This window comes from Paenibacillus sp. FSL P4-0081 (assembly GCF_000758565.1).
Lineage (GTDB): Bacteria > Bacillota > Bacilli > Paenibacillales > Paenibacillaceae > Paenibacillus_AQ > Paenibacillus_AQ phytohabitans.
The window spans coordinates 6,883,757-6,903,086 of sequence record NZ_CP009280.1 but is presented as its reverse complement, the minus strand read 5'-3'; the positions used below and the strand labels follow the sequence as shown (position 1 = coordinate 6,903,086).

At 36.4% G+C, this 19,330-nt stretch carries 15 protein-coding genes and 1 pseudogene; 15 read left to right on the top strand and 1 reads right to left on the bottom strand.

Going from position 1 to position 19,330, the window contains the following annotated elements; translation table 11 throughout:
- Positions 1 to 7 precede the first annotated feature (7 nt).
- The 11 genes from P40081_RS29305 (at position 8) to P40081_RS29260 (ending at position 11,617) form a co-directional block, all read left to right on the top strand.
- On the top strand, positions 8 to 1,273 hold the full coding sequence (locus tag P40081_RS29305) for an acetyl-CoA acetyltransferase (RefSeq protein ID WP_042139647.1): 1,266 nt from the start codon (positions 8 to 10) through the stop codon (positions 1,271 to 1,273).
- A gap of 14 nt (positions 1,274 to 1,287) precedes the next feature.
- The gene (locus tag P40081_RS29300) at positions 1,288 to 1,932 is read left to right on the top strand and encodes an acetyltransferase (protein WP_042139645.1); all 645 of its coding nucleotides are present in this window, start codon (positions 1,288 to 1,290) and stop codon (positions 1,930 to 1,932) included.
- A gap of 19 nt (positions 1,933 to 1,951) precedes the next feature.
- Positions 1,952 to 3,082 (top strand): DegT/DnrJ/EryC1/StrS family aminotransferase, encoded by a 1,131-nt coding sequence (locus P40081_RS29295; RefSeq protein WP_042139644.1) that lies wholly within the window; start codon positions 1,952 to 1,954, stop codon positions 3,080 to 3,082.
- Between the two features lie 77 nt (positions 3,083 to 3,159).
- Positions 3,160 to 4,401 (top strand): O-antigen ligase family protein, encoded by a 1,242-nt coding sequence (locus P40081_RS29290; protein WP_042139643.1) that lies wholly within the window; start codon positions 3,160 to 3,162, stop codon positions 4,399 to 4,401.
- Complete coding sequence (locus tag P40081_RS29285; RefSeq protein WP_042139642.1) at positions 4,382 to 5,485, top strand: glycosyltransferase; 1,104 nt, start codon at positions 4,382 to 4,384, stop codon at positions 5,483 to 5,485. The genes P40081_RS29290 and P40081_RS29285 overlap by 20 nt, the downstream gene beginning before the upstream one ends.
- Positions 5,486 to 5,815: 330 nt before the next feature.
- Complete coding sequence (locus P40081_RS29280) at positions 5,816 to 6,625, top strand: glycosyltransferase family 4 protein (RefSeq protein WP_197074299.1); 810 nt, start codon at positions 5,816 to 5,818, stop codon at positions 6,623 to 6,625.
- Positions 6,626 to 6,660: 35 nt separating this feature from the next.
- Positions 6,661 to 7,041: a glycosyltransferase gene (locus tag P40081_RS37930; protein ID WP_052422072.1), complete on the top strand. Its 381-nt coding sequence runs from the start codon at positions 6,661 to 6,663 to the stop codon at positions 7,039 to 7,041.
- A 140-nt stretch (positions 7,042 to 7,181) separates the two neighbouring features.
- A complete protein-coding gene (locus P40081_RS37105; RefSeq protein WP_197074298.1) occupies positions 7,182 to 7,799 on the top strand; it encodes a glycosyltransferase in 618 nt (205 codons plus the stop codon).
- A 193-nt stretch (positions 7,800 to 7,992) separates the two neighbouring features.
- The gene (locus tag P40081_RS29270; RefSeq protein ID WP_042139641.1) at positions 7,993 to 9,234 is read left to right on the top strand and encodes a flippase; all 1,242 of its coding nucleotides are present in this window, start codon (positions 7,993 to 7,995) and stop codon (positions 9,232 to 9,234) included.
- A complete protein-coding gene (gene glf / locus P40081_RS29265) occupies positions 9,227 to 10,387 on the top strand; it encodes a UDP-galactopyranose mutase (RefSeq protein ID WP_042139640.1) in 1,161 nt (386 codons plus the stop codon). Before P40081_RS29270 ends, glf begins: the two co-directional genes overlap by 8 nt.
- A 30-nt stretch (positions 10,388 to 10,417) precedes the next feature.
- Positions 10,418 to 11,617 (top strand): glycosyltransferase family 4 protein, encoded by a 1,200-nt coding sequence (locus P40081_RS29260; RefSeq protein ID WP_156118728.1) that lies wholly within the window; start codon positions 10,418 to 10,420, stop codon positions 11,615 to 11,617.
- Between the two features lie 473 nt (positions 11,618 to 12,090).
- On the opposite strand, the pseudogene P40081_RS37925 reads toward P40081_RS29260, so the two are convergent.
- Positions 12,091 to 13,127, bottom strand: a pseudogene (locus P40081_RS37925) (IS630 family transposase).
- Between the two features lie 680 nt (positions 13,128 to 13,807).
- Between P40081_RS37925 and P40081_RS29245 the strand changes: the two are divergent.
- The 4 genes from P40081_RS29245 to P40081_RS29230 all read left to right on the top strand — a co-directional run bounded on the left by P40081_RS29245 (position 13,808) and on the right by P40081_RS29230 (position 19,329).
- On the top strand, positions 13,808 to 15,205 hold the full coding sequence (locus tag P40081_RS29245; protein ID WP_052422069.1) for a helix-turn-helix domain-containing protein: 1,398 nt from the start codon (positions 13,808 to 13,810) through the stop codon (positions 15,203 to 15,205).
- A gap of 638 nt (positions 15,206 to 15,843) precedes the next feature.
- Positions 15,844 to 17,244, top strand: a complete 1,401-nt coding sequence (locus P40081_RS29240) for a helix-turn-helix domain-containing protein (protein WP_156118727.1) — start codon at positions 15,844 to 15,846, stop codon at positions 17,242 to 17,244.
- A 567-nt stretch (positions 17,245 to 17,811) separates the two neighbouring features.
- Complete coding sequence (locus P40081_RS29235; RefSeq protein ID WP_042139636.1) at positions 17,812 to 18,912, top strand: hypothetical protein; 1,101 nt, start codon at positions 17,812 to 17,814, stop codon at positions 18,910 to 18,912.
- A gap of 201 nt (positions 18,913 to 19,113) precedes the next feature.
- Positions 19,114 to 19,329: a hypothetical protein gene (locus P40081_RS29230; RefSeq protein WP_042139634.1), complete on the top strand. Its 216-nt coding sequence runs from the start codon at positions 19,114 to 19,116 to the stop codon at positions 19,327 to 19,329.
- Position 19,330: the final 1 nt, after the last annotated feature.

Sequence of the window (19,330 nt, the reverse complement as noted above, 5' to 3'; positions counted from 1 at the left end):
GATAAGAATGAGCAGAGTATACGTACTTGGTGGAGAACAAAGTGATTATGAAAGAAACTGGAGTAAGGAAGGCAAGTCTCTTACTGGGATGTTTAGAGAAATAATAGAAGATGGATTACTATCTACCAATATATCAGTAGAAGAGATAGGGAAATTAAATATTCAGAATAAAGTCGGCGCTTTTGTAGGGAATTTTGCAGCAGAAAACTACTTGTCGCAAGGCCATTTAGGTGCATTCTTGACTGAAGTTGATGATGTGTTTTATGGTCTTCCATCTGCCCGATACGAAGCAGCTTGTGCATCGGGTTCAGTTGCCATTGATGCTGCAGTAGCAAAAATTAAGAGTCAAGAATATGACTTGGCACTTGTTGTGGGTATCGAGATGATGAAAACGGTCGACAGTAAGCTTAGTGGAGCTTTTCTTGGGAGTGCATCATACTACGAGAAGGAAGCGCAGGGTATCGACTTTCCATTTCCTAATTTGTTTAGTAAGCTGGCCGATGCTACTATTGAAAAATATAAGCTTGAAACTGAGCGTTATATGAACAATTTGGCGGAAATTTCTTATATTAACTATTCTAATGCTAAAAGGAACCCTAAAGCTCAAACAAGAAACTGGTTTATGAGTAAAGCGCAGGCTAAAATGAGAAAGACAGAATCTAACCAACTTGTGGGCGGACGATTAGCTGTTAGTGATTGTTCTCAAACGACAGATGGGGCAGCAATGGTATTCCTTGCTTCAGAAGAGTATGCTCATAATTATTGTAAAAGGAATAACCTGCAAATTAGTGAGCTTCCATATATCAAAGGATGGGGACATAGAAATGCTCCACTAACTTTTGACTCGAAAATAAAGGAAAGTATAAACGATCCATATCTTCTTAAATGGACTCGGGTTGCAGTTAAAGATGCATATACAAAATCCGGTTTGACAGTTGAGGATATGGATTTATTTGAAGTGCATGACTGCTTTACATCTAGTGAATATGCTTCATTATCATGTCTGGGTCTAACGGAACCTGGAAAGGAATACGAAGCAATTGAATCCGGATTAATCACTTTTGAAGGTGATAAGCCAGTAAATCCAAGTGGGGGATTAATAGGAGGAGGTCATCCGGTCGGAGCCTCTGGTGTAAGGATGTTGTTGGACTTGTATAAACAAGTTGCCAATAAAGCTGGAGATTATCAAGTTGAGAATGCCAAAAATGCGATGATGTTAAACATTGGGGGATCTGCAACTACAAACTATACATTTGTATTAGGGAAAGACTAGGAGGAAAAATATCCATGCAGGACCTTGTACTTATAGGAGCAGGTGGATTCGGAAGAGAAGTTGCCTGGTTAGTGAGTAATATTAATCGGGTTAAGGAAACTTGGAACCTTATTGGATTTATAGATAACAATTCAGCCCTTAAAGGTGAAACTATCAATGGCATTCCGGTTTTGGGGGGCGTGGAATGGTTCGGTACAAGAGAAGCAAATATTTCAGTAGTTTCCACTATAGGCAATGCAAAGACCAGAAGGAAATCAATTTCTGAATTATCAAGATTCTCATATATCAATTACGTGACATTAATAGATCCTTCTGTAGTAATGTCGGAATGGGTAGACATTGGTGAAGGCAGTATTATATGTGCAGGCTCTATACTAACAGTAAATATCACACTAGGTACCCATGTTATTGTTAACTTAGATTGCACTATTGGACACGATGCTGTAATCGGCGATTATTCTACATTGTATCCAAGTGTTAACCTCTCTGGAAATACTTTGGTTAACAATAATGTAGAATTAGGAACAGGCTCTCAAGTGATACAAGGTATAACCATCGAAGAAGGAACTATTGTTGGAGCTGGTGCTGTGGTAGTTAGAGATCTACCAGCGAATTGTACGGCGGTAGGTTCGCCAGCTAAACCTATAAAGTTTAATTAATATAAAAGGTGACGATAAAATGACTAGAGAACGTATATTCCTATCTCCTCCTCACATGAGCGGAAATGAAATGAAATATATCCAAGAAGCATTTGATACGAATTGGATAGCGCCCTTAGGAACAAATGTAGACAAGTTTGAAGAGGAAGTGTGTGAATATGTTGGGGTGGATCATGCATTAGCCCTTTCTTCAGGCACTGCTGGGATTCATCTGGCATTAAAATACTACGGAGTCGGCCCTGGGGATTATGTATTCTGCTCAGGTTTAACTTTTGCAGGCAGTTGTAACCCGATCTTATACCAATATGCTAATCCAGTATTTATTGACTCTGAACCAGAAACATGGAATATGTCTCCGATTGCACTCGAAAAAGCTTTTGAATGGGCAAAAACAGAAAATAAAATGCCTAAAGCTATTATTATCGTAGATCTTTATGGACAAAGTGCTGATTATGATCAACTTCTTCCTATTTGCAAAAAATACGGTGTACCCGTAATTGAGGATGCTGCAGAAGCGTTAGGTGCAACCTATAAAGGGAAAAAGTGTGGCACGTTTGGTGATATTAGTATTTTCTCGTTTAATGGGAACAAGATCATTACAACCTCTGGTGGGGGGATGGTTGTATCCAATGACGAGGCTGCAATTAAGAAGATGCGTTTTTGGGCAACACAGTCAAGAGAACCTGCAAACCATTATGAGCACAAGGAAATTGGTTATAATTATAGAATATCAAATATTTGTGCTGGGATTGGGAGAGGACAATTAGAAGTTTTAAATTCACGCGTCTTGAAAAAGAAAGAGGTACATCTACGATATGTTAATGAACTGAAGGATTTACCAATTCAATTTATGCCAATTAATAAAAATGGTGATCCAAATTATTGGTTAACAGTAATGACTATTAATAAAGGATATTCAATAACACCAAGTACGATTATTAAAGAATTAGAAAGCAATAACATTGAATCAAGACATACTTGGAAACCAATGAACATGCAAGAACTATATAAGGGCAATGCGAATTTTTCTCATGCGCATGTATCTACTGGTAAATGGATTTTTGAGCAAGGAATTTGTTTACCTTCTGGAAGTACATTATCTTATGATGATCAATTTCAAATTATTAAACTTATTAAATATCTATTTTAGTTTGAATCTAATTTTATGTTTATCACATTAGCTTAATTATTATTAGTATTTTATATACTAGTTTGAGGAATGATAAAATGAATCTTCTGAATTCAAACGATATCTATAAGAATCAATTTTATTTTCTTAGGCTGTCGTCAAGTATTCTCTTAGGGAGTATGCCCTTTTTCCCCTTGATAAAAGAGTGGTCTCTTAATTTTGGGAATATGCTTGAAATAATATTAATCTTACTTTTATGTGTAGCGCTTATTAGAATAATTGCGATAAACAACACAAGATTTATAATTAATGTAGTTCTGCTATATAGTGCTATCATTATCATATTAGTACTTTTTACATTAGGGTCAAAGGATATTATAGATTCAATTTCTGCGTTGAGGCTATATATTGAACCTTTAATTCTAAGTCTCTCAATTATTATTTTGTCTAAGTATTCTTTTGTAGATGCTTTCAAAATTTTGAAATTGAATGTATTAGTATTATTGACTATTAGCTCATTAGCCATCGTACAATTTGTATATCCTGAAATAATAGTTAGTATTCATAGTCCTGATTATTATTCTATCCTTAGATGGAAAACTGATTTTATTGCTTTTTCTAATTATAATAGAGCTATCTCGGTTTTTAATGATCCTAATGTTCTTGCCCTTTATTTATTATTATCATTACCCACAATATTCTTATTTGATGAAATTAAAAATATTGGTAAAGCCAAAAAAATATTATTTTTATTATTAGTTATTGGGGCAATTATATTAACAAATTCTAGGCAAGCTCTATTTATATTGTTTTTTTATTTCATTGTTTTTTTAATTAGGAATTATAAAAGAAATATTCTTTTGATATCCTTTGCCTCTGGAGGGATATTAATCGCTGTTTTATATGTCTTTGGTAAAGGTGAGATTAAAGAAAAGATTTTTGACTGGTTGAGATTTAGAAATGATACTGTTGGGTTGAATGGAAGATCAGAAGATTGGTCGTACTTTTTCAATAATATAGATAAGACTATTTTTTTTGGAAATGGCTTGAATACTGGAAGAAGTATATCAATGGAAAATTCTTATTTACTATTAGTTAGTCAAATTGGTGTGATTGGACTAACATTAATGTTTGTATTATTAGCAGGCTTAATTTTCATTATAATTAACCATAATTATCCAATTAATGATTATGCGATTTACCCGTTACTGGCGTTTGTATTATCTTGTTTAGTTGGAGATTATATATTAATATCTGTTATTTCTTCCATAGCTGTTTTTGTGATTTTATTCGGATATAAAAGGAAAGAAGAGGGTTCAATTGAAAATCCTACAAGTTAGCGATGCTTTAGCCTTTGGTGGTGCTGAGCGAGTTCAAATCGAATATGCGAATAATTTAGCAGTATTAAATCATGATGTCACGTTGCTAGTTCCTGATTTCGTTGAGGAGTCTTTCAAAGAATATATAGATAAAAGGGTACAGGTAGTCAAGTATAAAAGCAGAATCTCTTTTTTGAAGAGATTAGTTATGATAAAGAATTTTGTTGAGCTATATAAACCTAATGTAATTCATACTCATGAAAGTAAAATGGCTATGTCAGTACAGGTACTATTAAAGTTTAAGTTAACAAAAGTTAAACATGTTCATACTCAGCATTTAGTTGAGTCTTGGCGAAAGAAAATTGTTCTTTATTTGGAAAAAAAAATAGTTAATACTACTTCTCAGTTTATATGTGTTTCTTCAGAAGTGAAAGAATATATCCACCAAAAAAAGAATGTTCCATTGGAAAAAATTATAATTTTACCTACTATATTTTCTGGAGAAAAAATAATGAAATCTGAATGGCGAGAGATAAGCAAACCTACAATTCGCAATTCTTTAAATCTACAAGAAGGGATTTTTACTATTCTATGCGTGGGAAGGTTGAGTCCTCAGAAAGGATTTGAAGATGTAATCAAAATAGCCGATTTACTAAAAAAAAGATATGAAAAGTTTTGCTTTCTTATTGTAGGCGAAGGTATAGAACGGAAAAGGCTGGAAAGAGAAATCCTTGAATATAATCTAAGTAGATATGTGAAATTAATAGGCAACCAAAATGATATAGCGAAATATTATTTTGCAGCAGACCTTTTTATCCTAACGTCAAGGTATGAAGGAATGCCAGTAGTGCTTTCAGAAGCTATGGCTGCAAAGTTACCTGTTGTATGTTATGAAGTAGAAGGTGTAAAGGATATAATTTCTCATATGCGTACTGGAATCATTGTTGAAAAAAATGATCATAAGGAAATGTATGAGAGAATTTTAGGAATTCTGGAAAATAGTATTGATTATAATTCCATTTCTGAAGCTGGTTATAGGACTATTGAGAAATTTATAGACAATCAAATACAAGGGAAAATACTCATGCACACATATACTAAATAATGAGAGTCGGATGAAAGATGAGAATAATATTTATAAGATCCAACCCCTGTTAATCCAGACCCAAGAGTTGAAAAAGAAGTAGAGACTCTTATAGAAGGGGGGTATGATGTTAGAATAATTGGATGGGATCGAAATGAAAATAGAAATAGTGAAGGAAGTCTACACCTAGGTGGGAAAAACGTATATATCAATCGTATTGGAGTAAAAGCTGGTTTTGGGAATGGAATAAAAACTTTAATTCCCTTGTTTATGTTTCAACTAAGACTTTTATTTTGGTTACTAAAAAACAGAAAAACAATTGACACAATTCATGCCTGTGATTTTGACACGGTGCTTCCATCTCTTGTACTAAAATATGCTTTCAAGAAAAAATTAGTTTATGATATTTTTGATTTTTATACTGATGCTTTTAGTGTACCAGCATTTTTAAAATCTATTATTAGATTTATTGATTTAAAAGTAATCAACATGAGCAATGCTGTAATAATAGTTAACGAAACTAGAAAAAAACAAATAGAGGGAAGTCACCCGCATATTTTAGAGGTAATACATAACTCTCCTAAACAAATTAGTATTATCAAAAATGATTTTCAAAGTTCTAAATTCAAAATTGTATATATAGGTATACTCCAAAATGGTAGATGCATACTTGAGATTATAGATTTTGTTAAAAGAAATACAAATTGGGAATTTGTTATAGCGGGATTTGGAAGATTAGAACAACAAATAGTAGAAACAATTAAAAACTCAAATAATATAAGTTTTATTGGTAAGGTAAGTTATGAAGAAGGATTAAATGTATCGAGAGATGCAAGTGTATTATTTGCCATTTACGATCCGAGCGTACCTAATCATAAGTTTTCAAGTCCGAATAAATTATATGAAGCTATGATGTTAGGTAAGCCTATTATCGTTGCTAAAAATACAGGAATTGATATCTTAGTAGATGATAATAAAATTGGAATATCAGTTAATTATAGTGATGAAAATAATATTCTGAAGGCATTTGAATTCCTTGCTAATAACAATGATATTGCAAAAGAGATGGGAGTAAAAGCAAATCTCTTGTATGAAGAAAAATATTCGTGGAATATTATGGCGATCAGACTACTGGAATTATATAAGAACTTGGCTAAATAAAAAAATTACTATATTAATAAATGCAGGAGATAATAATGAATAAAAAACAAAAAAAAATTGCTTTTGTTGCTTCAATATATGGCCATATAAAAGCCTTTCATATTCCAATTATTCTTAGATTACGAGATAGAGGTATAGAAGTTCATGTTTACGCCTATGATGATGGTCATAAGGAAGAGTTGCTTGCCTTAAATATAATTTGTCATGACATTGATTTAATTAGGAATCCGTTTAATAAAAATAATTTTAAAGTTGTTTCTAATTTAAAAAGAAGTTTTTTACAAGAAAAAATTGATGTTGTTCATGTTCACACTCCAGTAGCGAGTGTATTAGGAAGAATAGCTGCTAAGTTTGCTAGAGTGCCAACAATTATTTATACTGCCATGGATTTCATTTTTATAAAGGTGCTTCAATAATTAATTGGATAGCCTTTTATATAATTGAATACTGTTTATCATATTTTACAGATATTTTAATTACGATAAATGAAGAGGATACATTAAGGGCTAAGAATTTTAAAGTTAAGCGAGAAGTACTTTATATTCCTGGTGTAGGAGTGGATTTACAAAAATTTAGTAATGGGAATTCGGCGGAAGTTGAAACGGAATTGAAAATTGAATTGAATATTGCTCAGAATCAATTCATTATACTAAAGGTGGCAGAACTTATAGAAAGGAAAAATTATGGACAATTAATTAATTCAGTCCTTGAGTTGAAGAATAAAGGGTATGATGTTAAATGTTTGATTGTAGGTGTCGGTACTCTCAAAGAAACGCTTGAAGAAAGAGTAAATCAACTTGGATTAAAAAACACAATTGCTTTTCTTGGGTTTAGAAGGGATATTCCTGAATTAATGAATTTATCAGATGTGGTTGTGTTATTATCCAGACAAGAGGGACTTCCTAAAGCCTTATTAGAAGCCCTAGCTACTGGAAAACCTATCATTACAACAAATGTTCGTGGGAATCGCGAGTTGGTTGAAAGTGGAGTGAATGGTTATTTAGTGGAAGTTGATGATTCTAGCTCTACTGCTCAAAAAATGGAGAATATAATGAAAGATATAAAATTAAAAAATAAAATGGGGACTGAAAGTAAAATTAAATCTAAAGAATATGATATAAAAAATGTATTGAGTATTTTAGAAAGTGTTTATACTAAAGCGTTAGATTTATGATTAATTCTATGTTTTTTATTCGAGTGTTCATTCTGATATTACTACACTTTGTATAATGGAGGATTTTAAAATTTCGTTGTTTTTCTCCAAAAAGGTAACTTATTAAGTATATTTGAAATATATATTTAAACATAATTTAAGAAGAATGAGGAAGCAATTATGGAATCAGGAAGCAAAAGATTAAAAAAAGAATATATTATCATTATTTACGTTGCAAGTATTTAATTATATATTGCCCCTCATAACGCTTCCTTATTTAGTTAGAATTATTGGACCTGAAAAATTTGGATTAATAAACTTTGCACAGGTGTTTATTACATATTTTATCATCTTTACTGACTATGGGTTTAATTTGTCTGCAACTAAAGAAATTTCAATTTTTAGAGATGATAAGGAAAAAGTTAGTGAGATATATTCTGCTATTATTATATTAAAATTAATGATTATGATATTAAGTTTCACTACTTTTATTATATTGATAGTTACTATTCCTATGTTTAAAGATAATATATATATATATATCAGTACATTTGGACTGGTAGTTGGTAATACACTCTTCCCAATATGGTTATTTCAAGGTATTGAAAGAATGGGATATATTACTTATATGAATATGTTTCTGAAGATTATATCTACCATTTCAATTTTTCTATTAATTAGGAAAGAAGAAGATTATCTTTTATTACCATTAATTAACAGTATCTCATCTATTCTGATCGGAATAATTAGCTTGATTATAGTTTCAAGTATATTAAAGATTAAATTAAGAAAAGTATCGGGAAAGGTTCTGTTAAGCCATTTGAAAGAGGGATGGCATTTATTTATATCAACTATTGCCGTCAGCATATATACGATAACTAATACATTTTTACTTGGATTGCTAGCAGGCAATATATATGTTGGTTATTTTACTGCTGCTGACAAAATTATCAAAGCGTTGCAAGGGATATTATCTCCAGTTTCTCAAGCGGTTTATCCTTATGTGATAAAGCTTTTCAATACAAACGTGAATGGTCAAAAAATTAAAGCATTTCAATTTTTGAATAAATATATGAAGATTGTTACTATTATAAATATATTTATTTTTCTAGTGGTTTTTATTTTTTCAAAAGATATTGTTTATTTAGTTTTAGGAGAACAATATGAGAATTCTATTTTGATTTTGAAGATTTTATCAATTGTCCCATTAATCTTATCTCTAAACCATACATTTGGAACTCTCATTATGATACCTCTTAATTACAAAAAGCAATTCGCTAGAATCATAGTATATGGGAGTATATTTAATATCATTTTGTCACTTTGGTTAATAAGAGCATTTGAAGCAAAAGGAACCGCCTTGACTATAGTATTAACAGAGACATTTGTTACAGTTTTAATGTACTATTTTATTAGCAAAAAAGGAATAATAAAGAGGGGGAGTTTTAATGTTTGATTATATTATTGTTGGATCAGGGTTTGCAGGTAGTGTCATAGCTGAAAGGATTGCAAATCAACTTCAAAAAAAAGTATTGATTATTGAAAAAAGAAAGCATATTGCAGGTAATGCTTTTGATTCATATAATGAAGCAGGAATACTAGTGCATAATTATGGCCCACATATTTTCCATACAAAAATTAAAGAAGTTTGGGACTACTTGTCGCAGTTTACTGATTGGAATATTTACCATCATCAAGTACTAGGGGTTATCGATGGAGCTAAAGTTCCAATTCCTTTTAATATTAATAGCCTGTATGGAGTGTTTCCAAAGAGTATTGCATCAAAATTAGAAGAAAAGCTAATTCGAAGTTTTGGTTATAATATCAAAATTCCAATTTTAAAACTTAAAGAAAGTGAAGATGAAGATTTAAAGTATCTAGCGGATTTTATTTATGAAAAAGTTTTTTTGAATTATACATTGAAACAATGGGGTTTGCAACCTGAGGATTTAGATGCATCTGTAACTGGAAGAGTACCAGTATATATAAGCAGAGATAATCGATATTTTCAAGATAGGTACCAAGGAACTCCTAAATTTGGTTATACGAATCTATTTGAGAAAATTTTAGACAACGAGAATATTAAGGTGTTAACAAACACTGATTATAAAGAGATAATAGATATAGATACTAATACATCAGAAATTAGATTTATGAATAATAAATTTAATGGTAAGTTAATATATACAGGCCCCATAGATTATTTTTTTGATTATAAGTATGGCGAACTACCATATCGATCCATAAATTTTAAGTTTAGTGACATTCAGCAGGCCTCGTATCAAGAAGTTGGTACTGTGAATTATCCTAATGATTATGACTTTACACGTATAACTGAATTCAAACATTTGACAGGTCAGAAAAACGATTTATCTTCTATTGTTAAAGAGTTTTCTGAAGTTTATATACCGGGCGTTAATGTTCCGTATTATCCAATTAAAAATGATGCGAATTTCGAGATATTAAAAAAATATAAATCTCTTTCGCGTCAACTCGATAATGTACATTTCATTGGCAGATTAGCTGAGTATCAATATTATGATATGGATGCAGTTATCGCAAAGGCTCTTAGAGTATTTAATGAAAAAATTATAAAAAGTGGTGATTGATCAGTGCATGTGATTTACTTTGATGGAGAAATGAACAAGAGAAAAGGCGGCCCATCAGGATATTTAGCCAATTTACATGAAGGTTTACAACAAAATAATGAAAGTGATTTTAAATTTATAACTAAAGAAAAAACTGATGAAAGTATTTTTCAGAAAATAGATATGATAATGCCTCCAGGAATGTCTAAGAAGCTAAAATCTTTAAAGAATAAATATTTTGATTATAATAAAGAATTGGGTTTTTATAATGATTGGGAACATGATTTAATAATTTGTGAAAGTGATATGAGAACTTTTAATGATTTCTCAATAAAATCAATGCATGCACATTCTCCAATTGATTATATTAAAGTAAGTAATTTTTTGGGGGAAGAAAAGAAAGAAGTTATAAAGATACTGACCTCTCATTCCCCAGAGGCTCATTTTTTAGAAATGTATAAATATTACGTTTTAAGATATGGCATAAAAAGAGCGGGTGGTTTTAAAGATATTCATGAAAAATTAAATGAGAAAGCTTTTACGGAAGCAGATGTATTGATTTTTCCTTGTGAAGAGGCAATGGACCCATATCTTGAAACATGGCCTTTATTTGAAAAAATTATAAAAAACAAACAAATAAAGTATATTCTTACTGGTACTAATGAATTGAATTATGAAATAGACAAAACGTCATATAGATATGATAAAAATATTAGTGAAGATGAGTTTGTTGTTTCATTTGTTGGTAGACATGAATCTATAAAGGGTTACGATCTATTGAAAGAGGCAGCAGAAAAAGTTTGGAAAAAAAATTCAAAAGTGAAATTTCTAATTGGTGGTTTAATGAGTCCATTGAATCCTTTAAAAGATAAAAGATGGATTGAGGTAGGGTGGACAAGTGATCCAGGTAGTCTCATAAATGCATCAGATATCTTCGTATTGCCTAATAGAAGAACTTATTTTGACTTGGTACTTTTAGAAGTGCTTTCTTTAGGTAAAACAACGGTGGTCTCAAAAACTGGTGGAAATAAGAAGGTTGAAAGAATGTCTGAAGGTATAATAGGTTTCGATAACGGAAATGCAGATGATTTAGCTAATCAAATTTTGATGTTGTCGTCATTAGAAAGAGATTCAATTGATAAATTAGGTGGGCTAAATAAACAGGTGTTTAAAGAGGAATTTAATAATAATAAATTTGCTTCTTCATACACTAACTTAATTAAAGAAATCAATAGTGAAACTCCGCAATGATTTTGCTAAAACTATGCTGAATTGAGTGGATTCACCAAATATTTAATTACTACTGCAAATCTATAATTTTCCGAATTAAGGTGAATAAACAGGGAGGGATATGTCATTTCTCCCTGAATTATAGTTTTTACTATACAGTCAACCATAATCCAGTGTTTGGTTTGTGCACACTGCAAGGCACGAGTACACGCTTGTTTACTAGCGAGACGGCTCAGCTGAAAAAATACACCTCTTCATTGCCTTCTTAAACACGTCGTGCTGTTCCTGCTGTGCTGAAAATATGGTTACTATCTCCGTCCGTTCCAGATGCGTAAGATAATACTACATACAAACTTGCTTACGGATCGTACATAGGCTTACAGTCTCTGGGAATCTATTCTTATTTGACAAGTAGAGCAAATTTCCAACATTTCACGATTCAATAAATGGATTTTATTGCATACAAAGAAGGACTATATAAGTTGAACAAAAGATTAAAGCCGCACACACAATCGATCAATAACCTCATGGGAAGAACGGTTTAGTCTCTGGATAAATTCACGGACGTGAGTACGGATATAATAAAATTTCCCGAAAAACACGTTATTAATAACATCACTTCGGAGCCATTTCCATAAACCTTCGACCATATTTAATTCAGGGCTATATGGCGGTAAAAAGACAAAAGTTAGCCGTGGATGTTCCTTCAGGAAAGATTGAATGTGATTAACATGGTGAATACGAGCATTGTCTAAAATCATCACAATTGTACCTTCGGGATACGTCTGAAGTACACGCTTTAGAAAAGATTCAAAGGTCAACATATCGTAATTTTCGGCTTCATGACAAACAATTTGACCCGTTTCATAGTTCAGCGTAGCGAGCAACTTGGCTCCTCGATGTTGTCCATGTGTTTTTATTTTCCGTTGCTTCCCTTTGAGAAACCAATTGTATTGCAGGGCTTGGTAATCTCGGATCATCGATTCATCTTCGAACAAAAGACGATCAATTTCGTTATTAAGGACTTTTTTTTAAAGCGGGGAAAATCTCTTCTTTAAACCCTCTGTTTGTCTAGATCTGCACGAGCGAGCGTGTACGTAGGCTTTGTATAGCTAAAGCCTAAGTAATGAAGGACTTTAGATGCTCCCCGTAGCGTAAAGCTCTGACCAAATTCCCGCTGAATATAATGAACCACCAGACGTAGCGTCCAATTATATTGAGCTTCAAATCCAACATCCACAGGTTGCTTGCTGGAGATGGTTTGAGCCAACCGCTTCTCTTGATCTGGCTCTAGTTTATGGGGCCTTCCTGTGGAATAACCAGGGGCCAATCCTTCGATTCCATAATGCTTGAAAGCCTGGATGTACCGTTCGATAGTTTGTCGGTTTCGTTTGACAACAGCACAAATATCTTTCGTTTTTTGCCCTTCTAAATGAAGGCAAACGGCTTGGTATCGCTCGTACAATCGTTTATTTTGAGTCTTTCGCATAGCCTCAATTAGGGATTCAATTTCTGTTTTCCGAGTTTTCATCGACCTCACCTCTTTTGGTTATGGTCATTTTCTTGTCTGATAAATTAGTTCAACTTATATAGATCCGTTGAATATACATATAAGTTCAATTTCACCTTGCAGATGTGCTTTGGTACCATCCCAGTAAATATCAACGTATATCCGAACTGTTCCATGAGTGTTTTGTAGAAGTGAAGCGAAGAGTGCTCTCAAACAGATTAAACGCTGGTTCCGCCGATAAGACATTTCAGACATAACTATTAATAATATTCACGGCCGCATCCACAAACCGACAAACAAACTAGGTATCCCGGTCTATGCTTAGAAGCAAATCTATTTATAGTCTATGGATACAGATCAGGTTCTACCGGGATAATGCGGATCGGCTGTGAATGAAGCTAGGATCGCAGCGGAGGCAGCTGCTTCGCAAACGGTATCGAAACGACAGAGACCTTACGAGACCACTAGGGTCTCTATTTTTTTGCCATAATGCCAATCTATCCAGTCCAAAGCTGATAAACACCGGGAGTCGTAATCTATTTTCAGTAAAATCCAGTGAGAATGGGAAGTGGGTGGCCCTCAGTTCACGGATTATACTAATCTGCAACATTCTACACTATTGAACATTGGGATAATGTGACATATTATTACATCTATAAAAGAAATATATAATATTTGGATTCCAGTTAGGTGGTGTCTGCGTGGTCCCTACTACAACTATGATTCGCGATGCACTGGCGACATATCTGTCGCAGAAGGGAATGTCCATTAATCAATTCTCCGGACAATCTGGAATTAATTCAGGAACGCTCAGCCGGATACTTAGTGGTCAGCAGCCAATTGCTATGAACCATCTGGAGCGAATCACCAAGGCGATGGATCTGCCGGAGGACTATTTCTACAGCTTATACGTGGATGAATGCTTCTATTACTCGTCACCAACCTGGCGGCGTCTGAGGCCCTTTCTTGTGCGTTCAGCTGCGCTAGGCCGTCTGGATTGCGTTGAACAGGTGGTTCAGAATCTGCTAGAGAATCTGGTCTATGCCCCCATGCTGTTTGAAGTGGCTGAAGGACTGTTTCAAGAGGGGCTGTGGCAAGCTGCAGAATTGTTGTATAAGAATGTGAGTGCCAGTGAGAAGTATCAGAATTCCGAGAGACTCGCGGTATGCCAATACCGTCTGTTCCGAATCGCCATTGGTGACGACCAGACACGGAATTTGCAGGCGGCGCTTCTCTTCGAATGTTATCTGGACCGGCTGGATGAAGCGGATCAATTGGACGGGTTGAAGCATTTGGGTCATGTCTATGGTTCAATGAATCGGTGGCATAAGGTGGATGAACTAGCGAAGGAGATGCTGCAATTAGCGACTCTTCGTTATAATCTCCAGCGCCAGTCGGACCGTAGAGAGAGTAACGACAAAAAAACTGAGAAACCCCTGTACTTCTACATCCTATACGGGCAGCTTATCCGTTCAGCTGTGTATGAGAAATTAGGAGACTATCAATCGGCATTAGATTGGGTGTCCCTCTATATGGATGGAAGCTGGATACAGGAGGACAATGAAGAAGTGAATCGGACTGTAGCCCAGTTCCAGGAGTGGGGTGCCGCGAATCGTCTGCTCTATCGGGTGATGGCAGGACAATATGAGGCTCTATCTGAATATGTCGAATATATCTCCGAGCGACCAAATGAGATATTCATAGCGTTATATAGTATTATCTTATCGGCTAACCGCTATTATTGGAATGTTGATTATATTCTGGAGCGATTTGCTTCCTATATTCCCTACCGGACGTATTCTACAGAATTTGGCGATTACAATCGGCAGATTATATCGGACCAACACAGCCGATTCCTAGTTGAGCTGGCAGTCTATTACCTGCGCAATAAACAAAATGATGAATTTATTTTCGTGCTGCAAAGCTTGGAATCCAATCCTACGATTAACAATGAGAGTATAACAATCGCTTGTGTTGATTTGTTTGAACAATATCAGTATGAAGCTGGGGAAGAAGAAATGGAGCGTTACAAACTTCTGATCAGAACAGTGAAAAATTCTAATGCTAAGAAAATTCATTCTTCTTCTAGCTTCGTGTAGTCTGGTTACCATTTTTATATACCTATCGGTACTATCACTTGACTGACCCCGTAGAAAACAGCGGCACTCAACTTTTGATTCAAACTATGTGGCACGGTTATGGTGGTGCATGATGCTTACCGGGCAGCAATAATATAATTCCGCAGACTAAGCAACGTTCCAGGAATACCTGAAACGTTGTTCTTTTATACAGAAATTAATATTTTACCCTCTGCACCCACAAACCGACAAACAAACTAGGTATCCCGGTCTATACTTAGAAGCAAAGCTATTTATAGTCTTGGAAGTGATGTACCATGCCTAATTATCATTTTAGGGAAATATGGACACCTTTGCGATGAATACAGATCCGGTTCTACCGGGATAATGCGGGGATCGCGGCGGCGGCTTTTGAGTAAACAGGGAATAGAAACGACAGAGACCTTACGAGACCACTAGGGTCTCTATTTTTTTGCAATAACCGGGAAGCGTAATCTAATTTCAATAAAATCGAGTGCGATTGGCAAGTGGGTTGCCCGCAGTTCACGGATTATACTAATCTGCACTATTCCATACTATTGACCATTGGAATAATGTGACATAATATTACATCTATAAACAAATATATAATATTTGGATTCCAGTTAGGTGGTGTCTGCGTGGTCCCTACTACAACTATGATTCGCGATGCACTGGCGATGTATCTGTCGCAGAAGAGAATGTCCATTAATCAATTCTCCGGACAATCCGGAATTAATTCAGGAACGCTCAGCCGGATACTTAGTGGTCAGCAGCCGATTGCTATGGACCATCTGGAGCGAATCACTAAGGCGATGGATCTGCCGGAGGACTATTTCTACAGCTTATACGTGGATGAATGTTTCTATTATTCGTCACCAACCTGGCGGCGTCTGCGGCCGTTTCTTGTGCGTTCAGCTGCGCTAGGCCGTCTGGATTGCGTTGAACAGGTGGTTCAGAATCTGCTAGAGAATCTGGTCTATGGCCCCATGCTGTTCGAAGTGGCTGAGGGACTGTTTCAAGAAGGGCTGTGGCAAGCTGCCGAATTGTTGTATAAGAATGTGAGTGCCAGTGAGAAGTATCAGAATTCCGAGAGACTCGCGGTATGCCAATACCGTCTATTCCGAATCGCCATTGGTGACGACCAGACGCGGAATTTGCAGGCGGCGCATCTCTTTGAATGTTACCTGGACCGGCTGGATGAAGCGGATCAATTGGACGGGTTGAAGCATCTCGCTCATGTTTATGTTTCAATGCATAAGTGGCATAAGGTGGATGAGCTGGCGAAGGAGATGCTGCAATTAGCGACTCTTCGTTATAATCTCCAGCGTCAGTCGGACCGTAGAGAAGACAACGAGAGAAAAACTGAGAAACCCCTATACTTCTACATCCTGTACGCACAGCTTATCCGTTCAAGTGTGTGTGAGGAAATAGGTGACTATCAATCGGCATTGGATTGGGTGTCCCTCTATATGGATGGAAGCTGGATACAGGAAGATAATGAAGAAGTGAAGCGGACTGTAGCCCAGTTCCAGGAGTGGGGTACCGCGAACCGCCTACTCTATCGGGTGATGGCAGGGCAGTATGAAGTTCTCTCAGAATATGTCGATTTTATCTCTGAGCGACCAGATGAGATATTCTTAGCTTTGTACAATATTACCTCATCGGCTAACCGCTATGATTGGAATGTTGATTCAATTCTTGAAAGGTTTGCAGCCTACATCCCTTACCGGACAAATCTTGCAGAGTATGGCATTGTTCATAACAAACAAGTTATAGCCAACCAATACGCCAGATTTCTCGCTGAATTAGCAACTTATTATCTACATAATAAGAACAAAAAGGGGATTATCTTTATACTTAAAAGTTTGGAATCGTCTGTTAGAATCAATAACGAGACTAATATCATCAAATGTGTTGATCTGTTCGAACAGCATCGGCATCTGGCAGATGAAGAAGAGCAAGCGCAATACAAACTTCTAATTAGAGAGGTGCAGGACTCACATGAAAAGAAAATTGTTCAAGCTTCTAGCTTCCTGTAGTCTGGCTATTGTAATTATTATACCTGTGGGTACTACTGAGCCCGTAGCAAACAGCAGCACTCAACTTCTGATGCAAACTATGGGACACGGTTTAGGTGATGGTTGATACTTGCCGGACAGCAATAATCTAATTCCGCAGACTAAGCAACGTTCCCGGAATTCCGGGAGCGTTGTTCTTTTATACAGTACATAATATTCTAGCCCTTCCATCCACAAACCGACAAACAAACTAGGTATCCCGGTCTATAATTAGAAGCAAATCTATTTATAGTCTGGGAGAGATGGACACCTTTGCGATGGATACAGATCCGGTTCTACCGTGATGATGCGAATCGGATGTGGATTAAACGGGGGAAACAGCGGAGGCAGCTGCTTCGCAAACGGGATATAGAGACGACAGAGACCTAATGAGACCTGAGGGGTCTCTATTTTTTTGGCTTCAAGTGTACTTTCAAATACATACACGCAAAAATGTTATGGAAGGCTACACTTTGGAGGGATGGCGGATCTTGGATTTCACTCTATACTCTAGTTGAAATACATATGAACGGAGAGGAAGGTGAAGGGTTGAAGCCATATGATTATTCCTTGGATGCGATTAAGGGGATTAGCTGTATTTTGATGATTATTGCGCATATTCCGCTGTACTTCCACGGCAATGAACGGGTGTTCCAGATTGTTGCGGGTGTGGCCCCTGTCCTGTTCTTCGCGGTCTCAGGTGTGACTACTACGTTGCAGGTGAAGCGGCGCAGCTTCAGTTCCCTGCTCGGCTTCTATGTGCTGTTCGCAGTCATCGGGTTCGCCTACAATCTGATGTGGAGACCGGATGTACAGGCTTTTCGCATCATGGATGTTCCCCAGATCATCGCGCTTGGCGTCCTCACTGTCTATTTGCTGGAGAAGGTTTTTAAGCCCCCGCTCTATCTGTATCTGCTATTGTCGCTGGCCGTGTTTGCGGTACATTCGTTCATCGGGCACCGGCTGCCGGACTTTCCGCTTAAATCTGTTGTGTTCACAGAGACGGTCGGGTTTACGTATTTTCCCTGGCTGTTTGCTTTCTTGGCGGGAGTCTTTGCGTACCGGGCCAGTAACCGGGTGAACCTCATCATGACTTTGGTTGCCGCCGCACTGCTGGGGATTGTAAGTTACGGTGGCGTGAGTGAGGCAGATTACGTGAAATATAATATGTCCATGCCCTATCTGCTGTTGTCTATGACTGTGCTGTTCGGGGCGTTCGCTCTCTTCCGAAGTATCAAAAGCTATGCTCCCGCAAGTCCGCTGCTGTATGTCGGCAGGCATTCGCTGCTGTTTCTGTTTACCCATCTGTTCCTGATCCTCGCGTTTGACCGGCTGGGTCTGGGCCGTCTGCACATTGTGCTGATATGGGGGCTGGTGCTGATCTGCACCTATGTTGGCATGCATATCCTGCTGTGGCTTAACCGCTTCATAGTGCCGTATTTGGAACACCTCCTGCCTTGGGGGATCATCGTCATTAGTGTGATTGCCATTCCGCTCGTGATCCCGAACAGGGACCTCATCATCCTGATGGAGGCGGCGCTGGGTATGCTGTTCGCCATGAATTATAAGCAGCTCTCCAGCCTGATGTCGGCAAATACGTCGGCGCGGCGGGAGGCAGCTCTTCCGGAGGTTGTGCGTGAGCGGGCTTGATTGCTTTTTGCTCGTGAAATCTTGTTCATATGACGATGGGAACCTGATTGGTTTCCGTCGTTTTGCGCTGCTCATTGACGTTAAGTATCCATGCCGCATGATGTTCTTCTAGGAATTTATTGAATTGTTTTTTCCTGAGCTGGATTCTATACTTGATTACAGTGAAAGCCGGTTTCTGATGAAGAGATTCTAAGAGAATTAATGAAACAATACCCGGAGGAAGGTGAAGCAATAATGGAGTTGATGCCACACTGGAAACGTTGGGGATACGAAGAAGGAATAGAAGAAGGAAAAGAAAAAGGAAAAGAAGAAGCCCAAGCGGAGATTATCCGTAAATTGCTGCTTCATGGATTTACTCCTGAAGCTGTGTCCAAAGCCGTTGAGCTACCACTGGATGAGATTAAGAAGCTGATGTAAG

Excerpts from the sequence above, each read along its gene's own strand:
- P40081_RS29305 (WP_042139647.1), top strand. The coding sequence starts at position 8 with ATGAGCAGAGTATACGTACTTGGTGGAGAACAAAGTGATTATGAAAGA.
- P40081_RS29300 (WP_042139645.1), top strand. The coding sequence starts at position 1,288 with ATGCAGGACCTTGTACTTATAGGAGCAGGTGGATTCGGAAGAGAAGTT.
- P40081_RS29295 (WP_042139644.1), top strand. The coding sequence starts at position 1,952 with ATGACTAGAGAACGTATATTCCTATCTCCTCCTCACATGAGCGGAAAT.
- P40081_RS29290 (WP_042139643.1), top strand. The coding sequence starts at position 3,160 with ATGAATCTTCTGAATTCAAACGATATCTATAAGAATCAATTTTATTTT.
- P40081_RS37930 (WP_052422072.1), top strand. The coding sequence starts at position 6,661 with ATGAATAAAAAACAAAAAAAAATTGCTTTTGTTGCTTCAATATATGGC.
- glf (WP_042139640.1), top strand. The coding sequence starts at position 9,227 with ATGTTTGATTATATTATTGTTGGATCAGGGTTTGCAGGTAGTGTCATA.
- P40081_RS29260 (WP_156118728.1), top strand. The coding sequence starts at position 10,418 with ATGAACAAGAGAAAAGGCGGCCCATCAGGATATTTAGCCAATTTACAT.
- P40081_RS29230 (WP_042139634.1), top strand. The coding sequence starts at position 19,114 with ATGAAACAATACCCGGAGGAAGGTGAAGCAATAATGGAGTTGATGCCA.